The sequence below is a fragment of the Terrimonas rubra genome, assembly GCF_042686025.1.
Taxonomy (GTDB): domain Bacteria; phylum Bacteroidota; class Bacteroidia; order Chitinophagales; family Chitinophagaceae; genus Terrimonas; species Terrimonas rubra.
On record NZ_JBHUOZ010000001.1, the window covers coordinates 1851755 to 1870090 of the forward strand.

Consider the following 18336-nt stretch of genomic DNA (forward strand, 5'->3'; position numbering starts at 1 on the left):
TCAGCGGTTAGCTTTTTTTGCCGTTAACATATTTTTCAAAAAAGTTAATGGTGCGTTGCCAGGCCAAAGTGGCTGCTTCCTTATTGTAACGCGTAGGTGCGGTATCATTATGAAAAGCATGGTTCACATTTTCGTAAACATATTGTTCATACGTAACACCGGCAGCTTTTAAGGCTGCTTCATAGGCATCTTTACCTTCGTTTACGCGGGTATCCAGGCCGCCGTAATGTAACTGTACTGCTGCTTTTATTTTAGCCACATCTTCCGTTTTTGGTTGGCGGCCATAAAAGGCAACTGCCGCTTTTAAATCCGGTACATTCACTGCTAATGTATTGGCCATGGCCCCGCCCCAGCAAAAACCAACACAGCCATAATTGCCGTTGGTATCTTTCCGGGTTTTGAGATAGTCAAATACTTTTATAAAATTAGCATTGCTGTCTTCCTGTTTTAGTTCCTGGAATTTTGTGCGGGCCTCATCTTCATTGGCCGGTGTGCCACCAATAGGTGCCAGTGCGTTGGGGGCGATGGCTAAAAAACCTGCTTTGGCAACTCTGCGTGCAACGTCTTCAATATGTGCATTCAGTCCGCGGTTTTCATGTATCACCACAATCGCCCCATATTTCCCTTCTTTTTTCGGGCGTGCTACATACGCCGACATGGTACCATTAACACCTGCATAGCTAATGGTTTCGGTAAACAGGTCCTCATCATTGGTAATGGCAGCATTGGTACCATTTACTTCAATGGAAGGTAATATGGCTAATGCGGTGGCCATACTGCCGGTTAATAACGCTAATCTTTTTATAAACGAACTCCTGCTAAGGGGCTTGTGGGTATACTCGTCGTACAAATCAATTATGCGCTGATCCATGGTTGTCAGATTTTGTACTAAGTTAGGTTATATTTTGGTAAGGGGGTAATTGGCAGTTGACAATGGACAGTTGACAAGTGACAATGGGGCAATAAGCAATTGGCAAGAACATGCTCATTACGTATTACTCACTTTTCACTGCCGATTAACGAAACGGAGGATGAACGGAGCGTCGCAACAGCAGTCCGATCAGGGAACTGCAGCCGGTAACAAACTTATAGTATGCAGTATCAAGTATTTAGTATAGAGAAGGAGAAGCCGATACAGCAGCCCAACCTTAAAACATCTTGAACATTTGAACTTCATGAACCCGCTTACAATAACCTTGAACTTTTGAACCTTTGGAACCTTTTTTCGTCTCGACAACCTTAAACAGTAAACTTTAAACTGTTTTCCATTAAATGTTAAAGATTTTTACCAAAAGTTTTGCTAACACTTGGTAGTTATAACATTTTTATGCAACTAGATGGAATGATATTAGCTCATATTTGTGTACGACAATAACGTTTTACAAAACATTTTTTAACCCTAAATAAGAGAGCCATGAAACGGATACTTACAAATACAATGATGGCAGTAGGTTTGGTAATGGGTAGCATATTTGCTACAAAAACGCAGGCGCAGGTATCGGTGCAGGCAGAAGTGAGCTATCAAACATTTTATGATGAGCTGAGTCCTTATGGTACCTGGATTGATAATCCGGAGTATGGCTATGTATGGGCTCCGAACGTAGGCGCCGATTTCCAGCCCTACAGTACCAATGGTAACTGGGTATGGAATGACCAGTATGAATGGATGTGGGCCTCCAATTATTCATGGGGCTGGGCGCCGTTTCACTATGGCCGCTGGTTCATGGATCCTTTCTATGGATGGATGTGGGTACCGGGTTATGAGTGGTCGCCGGCCTGGGTAGCCTGGCGTGATGGTGGCGATTATTATGGCTGGGCACCTATTCGCCCCGGCTTTAGCATCAGCATAGGTTTTTCCAGTTATAACCCGCCGATCAACTACTGGAGCTTTGCTCCCCGCAGGTATATTGCATCGCCACGTATTTATGACTATTGCTTACCACGTAGCCGCAATACCACGATCATTAATAATACAACCATCATTAACATAAACAACCGTACCCGTGTTAATAATAACTACTTTATTAATAATGGTCCGAGGCGTAATGATGCAGAACGTTATACCGGTCGTATCCGTTCGGTAAGGTTCAACGAGGTGAACCGCCCCGGTCGTAATGAAGTGCGTGGTAACCGTATCAATGTGTACCGGCCAAGTATCCAGCAGAATAATGACCGTAACCGTATTGCACCCCGTAATGTTGAACGTTATGACAGGGAGAATGCAAGCAACCGTAACCGCACCATGAATAACAATAATGGCCGCGTAAGTGACCGTAACAACGACAACCGTAATAACCGGACCCTTGATCGTAACGACAGGACCAATAACAACGACCGTACTGCCGCTGACAGATTTAATAACCGTAACAATGCGGACAGGAGAGTTGACAGGACAAATGATAATAATGTAATCCGTGACAGGCGTACAAGAGATGCAGAAGCCACAAACAGGAATAGCGAAAACCGTGCGGCCAATGGCAATAATCTGCCCACCCGTCGTTACGAACCTAATAACAACAATAACAGGCAACCGGGTAATGCAGAACCAAGGCAGCCTCAGCGCAGGATGGAAACCATGCCGGATAATAACAGGAACAGGGAACGTACTAATTTTGAACGTCCCCAAACACAAAGAAGAATGGAACCTTCTGTACAGCCTCGCCAGCAGCGGACGATGGAGCAAAGACCTTCGGAGCAAATGCGTAGTCCAAGGCAGGAAGCACCACGCCAGCAACAAATGCAGAACCGTGGTGGTGGCAGGTCAGGTGGTAATGAAGGTGGTGGCGGCCGCAGATCCGAAAGACCCGGAAGAGGTTAATAAATAATGAACTGTGAAAACTAAACTAAAGCCCCGCAAGGGGCTTTTTTGTGTTTGGTATAAATTGCGGCGCTTAAGGCAGAGCAAGTTTCTTTCCTAAAAACCATCTTATTAGTATTACATTCGTTAACCTAAATGCTACTTTTTTGAAAATACTCTGGAACTACCTGAAACCGCATCGCAAACTCATCATCCTGTCACTGGTACTAGCAGGTGTTGCCCAGTTACTCCTGTTATTGGATCCGCTGATATTCGGAAAGATAATTGATGATTATGCCACTAACCCCGGCGATAAGACCGAACCGGAGTTGGTAAAAGGAGTGGTGTTCTGGTTATTAATTGCCGTTGGCATTGCACTGGCATCCAGGTTAATAAAAGCTTTCCAGGATTATGTAATGCGGCTGGCCGTGCAGAAATTTGGCATGCAGATATTTAACGATGGCTTAAAGCAAACCCTGCGGTTATCATTTGTGGAGTATGAGAACCAGCGTAGTGGCGAAACCTTATCTACCCTGCAAAAAGTACGTACCGATACGGAACGGTTCATCAACTCGTTTATCAATATCCTGTTTTCCTCCATCATTGGTGTGGGGTTTTTAATATGGTATGCCATTACCAAACACTGGTTACTGATACCGGTGTTTTTAATCGGGGTGGTGGTGTTAGGTGGTTTAACCGGTTTGCTAAGCAAAAAAATAAAAACGCTGCAACGTTCTATCAATAAAGAAACCAACCAGATGTCAGGAGCTATCACCGAGTCACTGCGGAATATAGAACTGGTAAAAAGCCTGGGACTTACTTTCCCGGAAATTAGAAGGTTAAGAGAGCATACGCAAAAGATATTTGACCTGGAGATGATGAAGACCCGGAAAGTGCGCACCCTGTCTTTTTTGCAAAGCTCCGCCCTCACCCTGTTGCGGCAATCCATCTTATTTATTTTGCTATGGCTGATATTCAGGAACGTATTGACCACCGGTGAGCTGATCAGCATGCAGTTTATATCTACTACCATTTTCGGGCCTTTGCAGGATCTGGGCAATATTATTATTTCTTACCGCGAAGCGGAAGCATCTATACAGACCTTTGATAAGTTAATGCACAAACCTGTTGAACAAAGACCGGAAGCGCCTGTTGAACTGGGTAAGCTGCAGCAGATACAATTTGAAGATGTTTATTTTAAACACCAGACAGCAGATTATAATGCCATTGACGGGATCAATTTCACTGCTAAAAGCGGTGATACAATAGCGTTTGTTGGCCCATCTGGTTCCGGTAAATCAACCCTGGTAAAATTGCTGGTGGGTTTATACCGCCCGGTTGAAGGAACCATTCATTTTAATAATGTACCTGCCGAAAATATCCGCTATAATGAAATGCGCCGCCAGATTGGCTTTGTAACCCAGGAAACACAGTTGTTCTATGGAACCATCAGGGACAACTTACTGTTTGTACAACCCACAGCAACCGATGAAGAGCTGATCGATGCCATGAAAAAAGCATCCTGTTATAACCTGTTACAAAAAACGGATAAAGGCCTTGATACGGTACTGGGTGAAGGTGGCATGAAACTGTCCGGCGGTGAAAAACAAAGACTGGCTATAGCCCGGGCTTTATTACGTCAGCCCAAGCTGCTGATCTTTGATGAAGCCACTTCGGCCCTGGACTCGTTAACGGAAGAAGCCATTACAGAAACAGTGAAAAATATTGCCGCACAGCGTGATCCTATTACCATTATGATCGCTCACCGCTTGTCGACCATTATGTATGCCGATGTGATTTATGTGCTGGAAAAAGGTAAGATAGCCGAACAGGGTACACACCTGGAGCTGGTGGCTAAAAAAGGGTTGTATTATGCCATGTGGCGGCAGCAGATAGGTGAGAGGAGGTAGAGGAATGTTCAAGAGGTTTAAAAGGTTCAAAAGTTCAAATGTTCAAATGTTCAAGGTTATCGTAAGCGGTTCATGAAGTTCAAATGTTCAAGATGTTGAAGGTTGGCGTGTTATATCGGCTTCTCCTTCTCTATACTAAATACTTTATATTGCATACTATAAGTTTGTTACCGGCTGCAGTACTACTATCATCGTCTGTTGCGTCGCACACTTGTGCACCTGTAATTTTACGCAGCATTTTACATAAACTCATAAACAAAAAGCTGAACGGATTATCCGTTCAGCTTTTTGTTTTATAATGTTTCATCGTTCTTCCGATGCTGGTCTAACTTCTGAGTAATTTAACTTTTGCGGCCAGGAAGATGATGGCAAAGCCCATTAAACCAATAGCGGCAAATGAATAGCGCAGGCTGGATAGTTCAGCAATATAACCGATCAGGGGTGGGCCCATTAAAAAGCCCAGGTAGCTGATGCTGGAAACCGATGCCAAAGCCACACTGGGCGATATATTGGATACTTTACCGGCAGCGCTGTATACCATCGGTACAATTGACGATACGCCCAGGCCTACCATTAAAAAGCCTAAAGTAGCTGTGGGTAAATAAGGTAAGAAAACGGATAAGAATAAACCACCGGCAATGAACAGGCCGCTATACCTTAATAATCTCTGACGACCGAATTTTATAATTAAACGATCACCCATAAATCTCCCGGTAGCCATCATGATCATAAAAGCAGCATAACCCAAAATGGTCAGCGCTTCAGGGGCCTGCACCACCTGTTTGAAATATACCCCGCTCCAGTCGAACATGGCACCTTCACTGGCCATACTACAGAAGCCGATAATGCCTAACTGTACCAGTATCATATTGGGTTTGCCAATTAAAGATTTTTTCTTTTCTGTTTTTGCAGTAGCGGCAGTAGTGCCGGATTTTAAATAACGTTGGGCCAGTATACAGGTAATGGTAATCAACACCGCCATGATACAAAAATGTATATGCGGTGTTACATTGGTCGCGATCATCAGTAAACCAATGAGTGCACCGGTGAAACCGGCAATGCTCCATACCCCATGAAAACTGGTCATGATGGGGCGGCCATACATTTTTTCGGCTATAATGGCTTGTGTGTTCACCGATATATTACAGAAGTTACCAAATACACCAAAGATGAACAGGGCCAGGGTCAGTTGCCAGGCCGATGTGGCCAGGGCCAGGTTGGTGAGGCCAATGGTATACAATATCAAAGCAATACGGATAACATTCCGGCTGCCAAACCGGGCTACAATACGGCCGGAAAAGGGCAGGGTAACCAGCTGACCGGCAGGCAGGGCCAGTAAGATACTTCCCAGGGCTGCATCCGAAAGGGATAAAGCCGTTTTAATATCCGGGATACGACTGGCCCAGGTGGCAAAAGTAATGCCCTGGCAAAAGAAAAAGATAGATACGGCAATACGTAAGCGCCGGCGGTAGAAAGCGCTGGCTTCTTCGTAGCTCAGGGTGCCTTTTTGCCTCGCAGGAAAAAACAAACTGTTCACCTTATACAGGCTCCTGTTAATAATACTATTGTTCATCTTGGTAATAAAGTTGTTTTTGTACGAACTATGGCAAACAACTTTGGGTGTGAATGAAACAACAAAATTACCACGAGAAAGTTTGATAACAAAACCGCTCTTCAAAAACTGATCTGAATTAACCTTTTGTTGACGGGTTTGGGTACAATTGTACTAAGTCAGGCCAGGCTATCTATTGTAAATAACTTATTGGCATTTAGGGAAAAAATTGAATGTGAATGAAAATTCTTGAGTATATAAATTAGAATCTGACTTCATATAAATTTTTGTAATCTCTCCTTTCGTATTGAACGTGTATGTATAGGTATAAGATTCCAGGTCTTCCGCATTGGGTTCATTCCGGCGGTTATCGGTAATCTTTTTTATAAGGTTTTTACCACTCCACGCAATTGGTTGGCTGGGCAGATCATTGGAAGATTGTGTGAACAAGGTGAGAAAAGGAGTATGAGGATTAAAGGGGTTGGTTTTAGATAAATCATATTCAAAAGAAATATCATCCGATGGTATATAAGGGGTAAAACTGCCATCCATTTCGATATTATAAACATAATTTTTTAAATGAGTGATATTATCTCCGGTCCACGTTAATACGATACTGTCACTTACAAGATATGGTTGATAGGCAATAAGCGATGGGTTCATATGGGCATATGTCCGTTGCGCGAAAGGCTCCAGTTTAATGATTGTACTTAATTTGTCACCAACGTAACGATACAAAATAATTAAAGAATCAGTTTCTGCAGGGGTTTCGTTGTTATGCCAGGTAGCTAATTCTCTACTTACCTTTCCATCGGCGCTGTAGCTGATTTCTGTTCTCTTATGGGTAGAATAATTGTTTGGCGGCACAAATGACGAAGAATATATTTCTTTTAATCTTTTCTGATTATCATACACTAAACTGTCTACATACTTAAAATTATCATCACTGCTGTCCACGTAAGTGATAGTATTAAAGTTCAATGCTTTTTTAGGTGTAAATAAAAAAGACTGGCCTTCACTTTTCATCTCAATCTGAAAGGTATCTAATACACATGTTGCAGGGTCCACGGGCGGTGGTGTTTCTTCCTCCGGTAATACATCCAATGGTTCACGCTGGCAGGAAAAGAACAAAATGGTAATGATACAGGTGCAAAGGGTAAAGATTATTTTCATGACTGGTGTTGATGAGGGGCAAAGATAATATCAGGGTACAGAAAATGCAATAGCAAATCTTTATGATATGTATTGTAAATCTGCTTAAATAACAAACCCCTCGATCAGAGGGGTTTGTTGCTTTATTAACTTACTGATTCTTCCATATAACTTTCTATCGGTTCACAGGTACAAATCAGGTTCCTGTCGCCATGGGTATTATTTACCCTTGATACGGAAGGCCAGAATTTATTCTGCTGTACATAGGGTAACGGGAATACCGCTTCTTCACGGGAGTAAGGTTTATCCCAGTTGCTGCTGATAACCGTAGTTTGTGTATGCGGTGCATTTTTTAAAGGATTGTTCTTTTTGTCCGCACCTTGTTCAATGGCTTTGATTTCTTCACGGATGCTTAACATGGCATCGCAGAAGCGGTCCAGCTCGGCTTTATCTTCACTTTCTGTAGGCTCAATCATAATAGTGCCGGCTACAGGGAAGCTCATGGTAGGAGCGTGGAAACCATAGTCCATTAAACGTTTGGCTACATCTTCGGCTTCTACCTCGGCCGTTTTTTTGAAAGGACGCAGGTCAACAATAAACTCATGTGCGCAAGTGCCATTGGTTCCCAAGTACAGTACATCATATGCACCATCCAGGCGGGCACGCATGTAGTTGGCGTTTAGTATGGCATTTTGGGTAGCGGCTTTCACGCCATCACGTCCCAGTAACCGGATATAACCGTAACTGATCAGTAATATAGAGGCCGAACCATAAGGAGCAGCTGATACCGCTGTTTGTGTGCTGCCTTCCAGGTTTACGTGACCAGGCAGATAAGGCGCTAAATGTGCTTTTACACAAATTGGGCCAACACCCGGGCCACCACCACCATGTGGAATGGCAAATGTTTTATGTAAGTTCAGGTGACAAACGTCCGCACCAATTAAACCGGGAGCAGTTAAGCCTACCTGTGCATTCATATTGGCCCCGTCCATATATACCTGGCCGCCATTTTCGTGAATAATGGCAGTGATCTCTTTTACTGTTTCCTCATATACACCGTAGGTACTGGGGTAGGTGATCATAATACCAGCCAGGTTGGCGGCATGCTGTGTGGCTTTTTGTTTCAGGTCTTCTACATCAATATAACCATTCTCCAAAGCTTTTACTACTACCACTTTCATGCCTACCATTACAGCAGAGGCCGGGTTGGTACCGTGTGCACTGATCGGGATAAGCATTACATTACGGTGATGATCACCATTGGCTTCGTGGAAGGCTTTGATGGTCAGCAGGCCTGCATACTCACCCTGAGCACCACTATTGGGCTGTAAGCTACAGGCATCAAAGGCGGTGATGGTACATAAGTATTTGCTTAAATTGTCTACCACGGTTTTATAACCCAATGCCTGGTCCTGTGGTACAAAAGGATGTATTTTACTAAAGTGTGACCAGCTAAGGGGGATCATTTCGGTAGCGGCATTCAGCTTCATGGTACAGCTACCTAATGATATCATTGAGGTATTTAAAGACAGGTCTTTATTCTCCAGTGATTTGATATAACGCATCATCTGGCTTTCACTGCGGTGGGTATTAAATACCGGGTGTGTCAGGTAAGCGCTGTTACGGGTTAAAGCAGCCGGTAAATGCTGTAAACCGGCATCCATATGTATATCAAAACTTACCGGGTCGGTATCGTTTTCAAAACAATTGATCAGGTCAAACAGGTCATCTGTATTGGTGGTTTCATCTACCGAAATACCTACCAGGTTGCTGCCGATATAACGTAAGTTGATCTGTTGCTGTAATGCTTTTTCGCGGATAGCCTGCTGGTTGTTTACGTTTACAACAATGGTATCGAAGAAGTATTGGTTTGCTAAAGTATAACCTCTTGCTACCAGTGAGTCGGCTACGGTTTGGGCCAGTAAGGCAACACGGGATGCGATATCTTTCAGCCCATCAGGACCATGATATACGGCATACATGGCCGCCATATTGGCTAATAATGCCTGGGCAGTACAAATATTGGAAGTAGCTTTCTCTCTTTTAATATGCTGCTCACGGGTTTGCAGTGCCATGCGTAAAGCACGGTTGCCTTCCGCATCCACACTCACACCAATGATACGGCCGGGAATGCTGCGTTTAAATTCGTCTTTGGTCGAAAAGAAGGCAGCATGTGGTCCGCCATAACCCAGGGGAACACCAAAGCGTTGTGCACTTCCTAATGCGGCATCGGCACCTAATTCACCGGGAGGGGTTAATAAGGTTAATGCCAGCAGGTCGGTAGCCATGGCCACATAACCGTTTACGGCATGTATGCTGTCAATAAAAGAACGGTAATCTTCAATAGCGCCTTTATCGTTGGGGTATTGTACAATAGCGCCAAAATACGAATCGTCAATAATGGCAGTAGCGTATGCACCAAATACGAGTTCCACACCAATAGGCTGGGCACGGGTAACCAGTACATCCTTGGTCTGGGCGAAGATCTCTTCATCCACAAAGAATTTAGGTTTTGTGGGAACAGCACCTTTATTCACGGTGTGGAAGAACATGGCCATGGCTTCGGCGGCGGCAGTTGCTTCGTCCAGTAAAGAAGCATTGGCGATCGGCAGACCGGTCAGATCGCTTACCATGGTCTGGAAGTTCAGTAAACTTTCCAGGCGGCCCTGGGAAATTTCGGCCTGGTAAGGTGTGTATTGGGTGTACCAACCCGGGTTTTCGAAAACATTACGTAAAATAACCGAGGGCGTAATGGTGTCATAATAACCCTGGCCGATATAGGTTTTGTATACTTTGTTTAGCAGGGATACTTCCTTAATATGCTGTAAATAAGCATGTTCGCTTAAAGAAGGTGGCAGGTCCAGGTCCTTGTCCATGCGGATGGCCGGGGGCACCGTTTTGTCGATCAGGCTATCCAGTGAAGGCTCGCCAATTACTTGTAACATGTGCTCGGTATCTGCTGCGGTAGGGCCGATATGGCGGGGTAAAAATTCCCCGGCCTGTTTACTAAACAAACTCATATTATATAATGAACTTAATTGTGTAAAAAGATGCGCAAAGGTACGATAGTTATTATCATTTTTAAAGTACTTCTGCAAGACTGTGCATAACCCCTGAATAGCCGGGAAATCAAACGATTGAGTTGAGTAAGAGAGCATAACTGAAGCAGGTCTTCCGCAGGATGACCTGCGTGGGCAAAACCTGCCCGATTGTATCGGGATTATGGAAGGGTTTTTTACTATTGGATCAAAATCAGATTCGCAAAAACTGTAGAACTTACCCGATTTAATCGGTTTTTAAAAGAAGGCTTTAAATATATTTGGTAACACCAACACGCTAACCTTATGTCATCCAATTATAAAGTGGGTGAAGACAGTACACCTCATTTTGTAACATTTACCGTGGTTGCCTGGATAGATGTATTCAGCCGGGAACTGTATAAAGAGATGTTCGTTAAAAGCCTCCATTACTGCTGCGAGCATAAAGGGCTGATCTTACATGCATGGGTGATCATGACCAACCATGTTCATCTTATCATCAGCACTACCGATAATAAAATTGAATACCTGGTCAGGGATATTAAAAAGTATACCAGCAAACAGATCATTAAAGCCATACAGGAGAACCCTGCCGAAAGCAGGAAAGAGTGGATGGTGAATATTTTTAGATTTACAGGCAGGAATAATAACAATAACAAGGATTTCCAGTTCTGGAAGCAGGATTATCATCCTATTGAATTACATAATGATCAGAAGTTACAGCAACGCCTGCATTATTTACATGAGAACCCGGTAAAAAGTGGCCTGGTATGGGAGCCGCAACATTATAAGTACAGCAGTGCAATTGATTATTATACGAATGGGCGTGGGTTGTTAAAAGTGCAGCATTTGTAGTTCCGATGCAATCGGACGGATTTATATCGTCATAAGTCGCCCTTCGGAAGACTTGCGACAGATAAGTAGTTATATAGCATTAAAGTTGTTCCCGATACAATCGGGTAGATTTATTGAGTCACAAGTGATCCTTCGGAACACTTGCGACAGATAAGTAGTTATATAGTGTTAAAGCTGTTCCCGATACAATCGGGTAGATTTATGGGGTCACAAGTGATCCTTCGGAACATTTGCGACAGATAAGTAGTTATATAGTAATAAAGCTGTTCCCGATACAATCGGTTAGATTTATTGAGTCACAAGTGATCCTTCGGAACACTTGCGACAGATAAGTAGTTATATAGTATTAAAGCTGTTCCCGATACAATCGGGTAGATTTATTGAGTCACAAGTCGCCCTTCGGAAGACTTGCGACAGATAAGTAGTTATATAGCATTAAAGCTGTTCCCGATACAATCGGGTAGATTTGTTTAGTCACAAGTGATCCTTCGGAACACTTGCGACAGATAGTAATTAGCACATCAGCAAATTAGCTCATCAGCACATTAACCTAATAATCAAGGTCCAGTTTTAGCTTGTCCTTTAATTCCTTGATCACCGGGTACATTTCTACCATTTTAATGAATTGTTCGCTGGAAGAGAGCGGTGCATCGCCGCCTACCAGTATTTCCTGGTTCTCAATTTTGGTAATGATGAATTCTATCTTGGCATTGTCGAGTTTTTCTTTTAAAAACTCGGTAGCCCGGCGGGAATTACTTTCAATAAAACGGTATTGAATGGTATTACCGGCTTTAGCATAAAAACTATCGGGTCCGGTGATGACCAGTTCGGACATTTCAAAGTTCTGACCGGCCGCATTTTTTTCGTCCTTTAATATTTGGGCAAATTCATTCCAGGCAGCCTGCAGGGTTTCCATGTGCAGGGGTTTGTTTTCCCGTTTATTTTCTTCGGCATTTTTATACTGGTTACGTATTTTTTCCAAAGCCGAGAGTTTACTGCCGCCACCCAATGGTTTGGTTGCGCTGGCAGGCTGGGGTGTAGCCACCGGTTGCCTGGCTGGTGGTTGTGGTTTTGTTTCAGTAATAGTTAACCTGGCTTCCGGCTCCCTGGCTACCATTGTATTGGTGGGTGCAGGTAAAGTTTCTTTAACCGGGGTAACAGCGGGAGCTATTGCTTTGGGTTTATGCTCCAGCATTCGCAGTTGCCTGAAACCTACCGGCCGGGTTGTTTCAACTATTTTTTTTTTACTTACACCGTCATCAGCAGTAGTAAGTTGCATGGCCTGTTGCAGGTAACAGAGCTTTATTAAGGCCATTTCCACATGCAGGCGTTTGTTACGGGCTGCTTTAAAGCTTATTTCTGTTTCAGTCAGTATATTAAGGGCGCTGATGAGTACAGCTGCCGATACTTCCTTGGCCTTTTCGAGGTAACGGGATTTATGATTTTCCACTGCTTCCAGTAAAGCGGCGGCTCTTTCATCTTTACATACCAGCAGGTTGCGGATGAATTCGGCCATACCGTTTAATACCATATCACCTTCAAAACCTTTGCGGTTAATATCATCATATAATAACATGGCACCGGCAAGATCCTGTTGTAACATACATTCCAGTACCTTAAAATAATAATCAGCATCCAGTATGTTCAGGTGTTCCAGCGTATTGGCGTAGTTGAGCTCGCCACCGGTGAAGCTTACAATTTTATCCATAATGCTCAGCGCATCACGCATACAGCCTTCACTTTTCTGGGCTATTACCTGTAAAGCTGCTTTATCGGCCGTTACTTCTTCTTTTTCACATATCTCCTGCAGGTGCTCTACCGTATCGTTATTGGTAATACGTTTAAAGTCGAAGATCTGGCAACGGCTCAGGATGGTAGGCAATATTTTATGCTTTTCGGTGGTAGCCAGGATAAAGATGGCATAGGAAGGAGGTTCTTCCAGTGTTTTTAAGAAGGCGTTGAAAGCCGAGGCACTTAACATGTGCACCTCATCTATGATATACACTTTGTAGCGGCCGGCCTGGGGAGCAAAACGCACCTGTTCTACCAGGGCCCGGATATCATCTACCGAGTTATTACTGGCCGCATCCAGCTCATGTATGTTCATGGAAGTACCTTCGTTGAAGGACACACAGGAGTTACATTTATTACAGGCTTCACCATCGGCCGTACGATCCTCGCAGTTAATGGTTTTTGCCAGTATACGGGCGCAGGTGGTTTTACCTACACCACGCGGACCGCAAAATAAAAACGCATGCGCCAGCTGGTCGTTCTTTATGGCATTTTTGAGGGTTGTAGTAATATGTGACTGCCCTACAACTGTATTAAACAATTGGGGCCTGTATTTACGTGCTGATACAATAAATTTTTCCATACCTGAGCGGCTAAATTAGCTATTTATAAACAAACATGAGTGGTATTTGGTTGGGTTAATATGCACATTCGGTTTGGGAGTAAAGCAGAAGGCAGAAAGCTTAACGCTGAAGGCTCAGTAATGATGTTTTTGATAATGCAAAATAGCGGCCCGGCTTTTGGCATTCAGCTTTTGGCTTTGAGCTTAAGTACACGGACTGCCCGACTGGCAGTAGTAGCTGTACCGGTGTGTTTGGCAGGAGCATGGCGGGTGCACTACTACCAAAGGCGGGGACAATAGCTGATAAGCGATATGCAGTTGATAGCCCCAAATACTTCTTCTACTAAAAGTAAAAATAACAACGAATAATTGGTTGAATTACGAATTATTCGTAACATTGTTTGTCTGTTCGTAGTTTGTTATCAACTTGTTAAAGAAATTTATAATATTTTTATAGTACGAATTACTTCGTATTATTGTGCCTCCATCACAAAAAGAGTTTATGAGAAAAGTTTTTTATTCGCTGGTACTGTCAGTTATCTGTTTATTAGGTGTTAAGGCAGGATTTGCACAAAAAGGTCAAATAAGCGGCTCCTTAACTGATTCATCGGGAAAGTCACCGGTAGCCTATGCCACCATTACCGTTTTTACAGCACAGGACACCAGCATCGTTACCTATAGAATGAGCGACGAAACCGGTAAGTTTAAAGTGCCGGGTTTACCGGTTAATAAGGCTTTAAGGGCTGTGATCACTGCCACAGGTTTTGATGTATGGCGACATGAATTCACACTGACGGCAGAAAATAATCAATTAGAGATACCCGCAATAAAGATGTTACCCAATGTACAGGAACTGGAAGAAGTGCTGGTGGTATCGGAAAGGCCGCCCGTGGTGGTAAGGAAAGACACTATTGAGTTTAATGCCGCAGCATTTAAAACCTTACCAACAGCCCTGGTGGAAGACCTGTTAAAGAAGTTTCCCGGTGTGGACGTGGATAAGGAAGGAAATATTACAGTGAATGGCCGTAAGGTAAATAAGATGCTGGTAGAAGGGAAGGAGTTTTTTGGCACCGACCCAAAAATTGCCTCGAAAAACCTGCCGGCCAATTTAATTGATAAGGTACAGGTGGTAGATGATAAGGAAGAGTTGCAACGTAACCCTGACCTGTCTGCCGGCGAAGTAGGGCAGGTGATTAACCTGAAGCTGAAGAAAAGTATTAAACAGGGCTGGTTTGGTAAGTTGTATGCAGGCGCCGGTACCGATGAACGTTATGAAGCAGGCGGTATCGTGAATATGTTCCGGGATACTTTACAGGTAAGCGCCCTGGGTTATACCAATAACTTAAACCGGTCGGGCTTTGGCTACCAGGATGTAATGAATATCGGCGGTTTTAACCGTAATAATATTAACAGTATGATGGTGAGCAGCACCGGCGGTTTTGCTTTAAATGATATTTCTTTTGGTGGTCTTGGACAGGGCCTACAACGCACCAGCGGCGGCGGTATTAATGCAAACACATTGCTTGGCAAAAAAACAACCCTGAGCCTGCAGTATTTTTACGGTCAAAACAACGGCGTGGTACAGCAAAAAACATTACGCCAGCAGTTTTTTAGTGATACCACTTTATACAGCGACCGGGTAAATGATGCCGAAACCAATGATTACTCGCACCGTATTTCCGCATATCTGAAAACAAAACTGGATTCGACCAGTACCCTGGAATACCGGCCAAGTTTCAGCTTTGTAAAAAAGGATGCGAACAGTACAGACAGTTCGATGACTACATCAAATTTTGATCCGCTCATTAATAAAAGTATCAACGAGCAACGTCAGCGTTCCAAAGGTTTTTCCATGCAACAGGAATTGTCGTATAGTAAACAGTTTAAGAAAAAAGGACGGTCTTTTTACGCTACCCTGAATTTTAATCTGAACAATAACAAGGCCGATCAGTATAATGATGTGGAGAACCAGTTTTATAAAACAAACAGCAGTACTTTATTACAGCAGTTAAGAAATCAGGACCAGCATTCATGGAACGGCAGGTTGTACGTTAATTATAACGAACCGCTGACCAAATCCCTCTCCCTGCGTTTGACCCAAACACTGGAGTTATTTCATGATAAGGATAATATTGCTTCTTTTGAATATGACCATGCCACCGGCGAATATATTATACCCGACGAAGCTTTTACCAATGGCCTGGAGCGGGACGGTTTAAGGAACAGCACTTTTGCCGGTGTGAGTTATAAGTATAAAAAATGGACCATTACGCCCGGCGCTACCTGGCGGTATTTACAGATAGATAATGAATTTAAGAAAGACCCTTCGTTAAAACAAAGTTTTTCGTTTATCATGCCCGCTATCAGTGTACGCTGGGATAAATGGAACTTTAATTACAATGTATTTGTAAACGAGCCGCAGATCACCGACCTGCAACCAACAGTAAACAATACCAATCCTTTGTTTATCAGCATGGGTAACCCCGCATTGAAGCCTACCAAATCACATTCCTTATCGGTGAACGCTTATTCCTACGATGCTAAAAACTCTATTAATTATAACCTGTATCTGAACGGAAACATCAGTGAGGATGCGGTAATAAGGCAGCGTACCATTAATGAGAATGGTGTGCAGGTTTCTTCACCGGTGAATACAGATGGCGTATGGCGTGGGCAGATGAGTGCCAGTATGCGTAAGCAATATAAATATGGATCTAAATGGAAGATATCTGCTGGACCATCCATATACGCTACCTATAACCAGAGCCTTGTATTACTGAACCAGAATCGCAGTACTACCAGGAATTTCATGTTCAACCCCGGTGTGAATGCCTCTATTAACTGGGATGATAAAATTGAACTGAACCCGCGTTATGGTCCGGCATGGAGTAAAGCATCCTATGAAGATAATATTTACCCGGGCCTGGAATTATGGCGCCATACGGCTGCTACCGACCTGATCGTACGTATGCCTAAGAAGATAGTTTGGGAAACCTCCCTGGATTATAATTATAACCCGCAGGTTGCTGCCGGTTTACAAAAGAATATTTATCGCTGGAATGCGGCTGTTAATTTCTTATTCCTGAAACAGGACAAAGGCCAGTTAAAACTATCAGTATTTGATATACTGAACCAGAACAATACTGTGTACCGTAACATAGCCGAGAACTTTATCACCGATACCGAAATATTATCACTGCGCCGTTATTTTTTACTGACCTTCACTTATAATATCAGGAATTTTGCCGGTAAGGTGGGTGGAAGAGATCGTTTTCTCATGTTTTAATCAATATCCCAAACCAACTGTTTGTTATGATGGAGTGTTGTATGACACTCCATTTTTTTTATGATATTACCTGCTTTAAGTGCGCATTGCTAATTATACAGCATTCATTAAAGTGTTGGATGCATGGGATGTGTAGTTGTATCAAACATATAACGGTAGGTAACCAGTTTGCGGCTGCGATAAGTACCCAGTGACTCGGCTACGCTGATCATTTTGGGATTGAATTCACCGATCCATTGCATTTCATATTCATTGTAAACAGGCTTGCCAATACTGCCATTGGTTTGTATGTCCTGGATAACTTTACTTCCTTCCACTATGATATAGGCATCTACTCCCTTACCCTGGAATTCGGGTACCACACCAAATACAAGTCCGGTGAATTTTTTATTAGGACGGGTGCGTTTTATCCATAAGAAGTAAAGCTTCTGCCATAGGCCAAACCTTCCATCCAGGTATTTAAACCATTGGTTAAGATCGGGCAGGTTGATCCAGATGGCAATGGGTTCGTTTTTATAGTAGGCGAACCAGCAGATACGCTCATCCAACACCGGCTTCATGGCATTGAACATATTCAGTACTACAGCTTCATCTAATTGCTTGATGCCTCCATGGCCTGCCCAGGCTTTATTATATACCTTCGCAAAATCAGCTGCAAATTTTTCAATATTATTGCGTTGAATAGGGGAGGCGCTGAAGTTTTCATCGGCAGCAATGGCAGCATGCCGGGAGAAGAATTTTTCCTGTAAAGGTTTTCTTACATCTAATGCAAAACATACCTGGTTGAAGAAAGATTTGAAACCATAGTTTTCTAACAGTTGCTGATAATAGGGTGGGTTATAATTAAGTCCGTATACAGGCGGTGTAAACCCTTCTGTCAGCAGGCCCCACCAGCGGTCTCTTTCTCCAAAATTAATGGGGCCATCCATGGCTTCCATCCCCTTTTGCTGTAACCAGGTTTTAGCCGTATCCAATAACAGGTTGGCGGCTTGCTGGTTGTTTATGCATTCAAAGAAGCCCATACCACCAACGGGTATGGTATCGCCTTTGTTTTTATACCGGCTGTTAACAAAAGCGGCAATACGCCCAATGAGTTTATTGTTATTATCTTTTAAGATCCAACGGGCCACTTCACCATGGCGGAAAGCCTTGTTCTTTTGCGGATCAAATACGGTTGCTATATCCTTGTTTAAAGGACGGATATAGTTGGGATCATCTTTTTGTAAAAGATAGTTTACCTGTATAAATTGTCTGGCAGTATCGGGGGTATTTACTTCAACTAAACGCATATAACTACAGGTTAGTATAAGTTAATAATAAGGCTTGAGTGGTTAAGAATATAAAGTGAATAGCCAATAGTGATTCAAATATTCACTATTGACTATTCACAGTT

The 18336-nt window shown here is 43.2% G+C and carries 10 protein-coding genes; 4 read left to right on the plus strand and 6 right to left on the minus strand.

The window, feature by feature from the left end:
• Positions 1 to 7: 7 nt before the first annotated feature.
• Positions 8 to 871 carry a dienelactone hydrolase family protein gene (locus ACFS6H_RS07855; RefSeq protein ID WP_386096975.1) on the minus strand — a complete coding sequence of 288 codons (864 nt, stop codon included), beginning with the start codon at positions 869 to 871 and terminating at the stop codon, positions 8 to 10.
• 543 nt (positions 872 to 1414) lie between these two features.
• On the opposite strand from ACFS6H_RS07855, the gene ACFS6H_RS07860 reads away from it, so the two are divergent.
• Together ACFS6H_RS07860 and ACFS6H_RS07865 are read left to right on the plus strand one after the other, a co-directional pair.
• Positions 1415 to 2818, plus strand: a complete 1404-nt coding sequence (locus tag ACFS6H_RS07860) for a DUF6600 domain-containing protein (protein WP_386096977.1) — start codon at positions 1415 to 1417, stop codon at positions 2816 to 2818.
• A gap of 146 nt (positions 2819 to 2964) precedes the next feature.
• Positions 2965 to 4707: an ABC transporter ATP-binding protein gene (locus ACFS6H_RS07865; RefSeq protein ID WP_386096979.1), complete on the plus strand. Its 1743-nt coding sequence runs from the start codon at positions 2965 to 2967 to the stop codon at positions 4705 to 4707.
• Positions 4708 to 5032: 325 nt separating this feature from the next.
• On the opposite strand, the gene ACFS6H_RS07870 is transcribed toward ACFS6H_RS07865, so the two are convergent.
• From ACFS6H_RS07870 to gcvP, 3 genes are all read right to left on the minus strand, one after another.
• Positions 5033 to 6280: an MFS transporter gene (locus tag ACFS6H_RS07870; protein WP_386096982.1), complete on the minus strand. Its 1248-nt coding sequence runs from the start codon at positions 6278 to 6280 to the stop codon at positions 5033 to 5035.
• A gap of 186 nt (positions 6281 to 6466) precedes the next feature.
• On the minus strand, positions 6467 to 7432 hold the full coding sequence (locus ACFS6H_RS07875) for a hypothetical protein (RefSeq protein ID WP_386096983.1): 966 nt from the start codon (positions 7430 to 7432) through the stop codon (positions 6467 to 6469).
• A gap of 125 nt (positions 7433 to 7557) precedes the next feature.
• Positions 7558 to 10431 (minus strand): aminomethyl-transferring glycine dehydrogenase, encoded by a 2874-nt coding sequence (gene gcvP, locus ACFS6H_RS07880; RefSeq protein WP_386096985.1) that lies wholly within the window; start codon positions 10429 to 10431, stop codon positions 7558 to 7560.
• Positions 10432 to 10755: 324 nt separating this feature from the next.
• Here gcvP and ACFS6H_RS07885 point away from each other — a divergent pair, with 324 nt between their 5' ends.
• A complete protein-coding gene (locus tag ACFS6H_RS07885) occupies positions 10756 to 11304 on the plus strand; it encodes an REP-associated tyrosine transposase (RefSeq protein ID WP_386096987.1) in 549 nt (182 codons plus the stop codon).
• A 550-nt stretch (positions 11305 to 11854) separates the two neighbouring features.
• Here the strand turns inward: ACFS6H_RS07885 and ACFS6H_RS07890 are convergent.
• Positions 11855 to 13678, minus strand: coding sequence for a DNA polymerase III subunit gamma/tau (locus tag ACFS6H_RS07890; RefSeq protein ID WP_386096989.1), 1824 nt, complete (start codon positions 13676 to 13678; stop codon positions 11855 to 11857).
• A gap of 481 nt (positions 13679 to 14159) precedes the next feature.
• Here ACFS6H_RS07890 and ACFS6H_RS07895 point away from each other — a divergent pair, with 481 nt between their 5' ends.
• On the plus strand, positions 14160 to 16943 hold the full coding sequence (locus ACFS6H_RS07895; RefSeq protein WP_386096991.1) for an outer membrane beta-barrel protein: 2784 nt from the start codon (positions 14160 to 14162) through the stop codon (positions 16941 to 16943).
• Positions 16944 to 17050: 107 nt separating this feature from the next.
• On the opposite strand, the gene ACFS6H_RS07900 is transcribed toward ACFS6H_RS07895, so the two are convergent.
• Positions 17051 to 18232 (minus strand): hypothetical protein, encoded by a 1182-nt coding sequence (locus ACFS6H_RS07900; RefSeq protein WP_386096993.1) that lies wholly within the window; start codon positions 18230 to 18232, stop codon positions 17051 to 17053.
• Positions 18233 to 18336 lie beyond the last annotated feature (104 nt).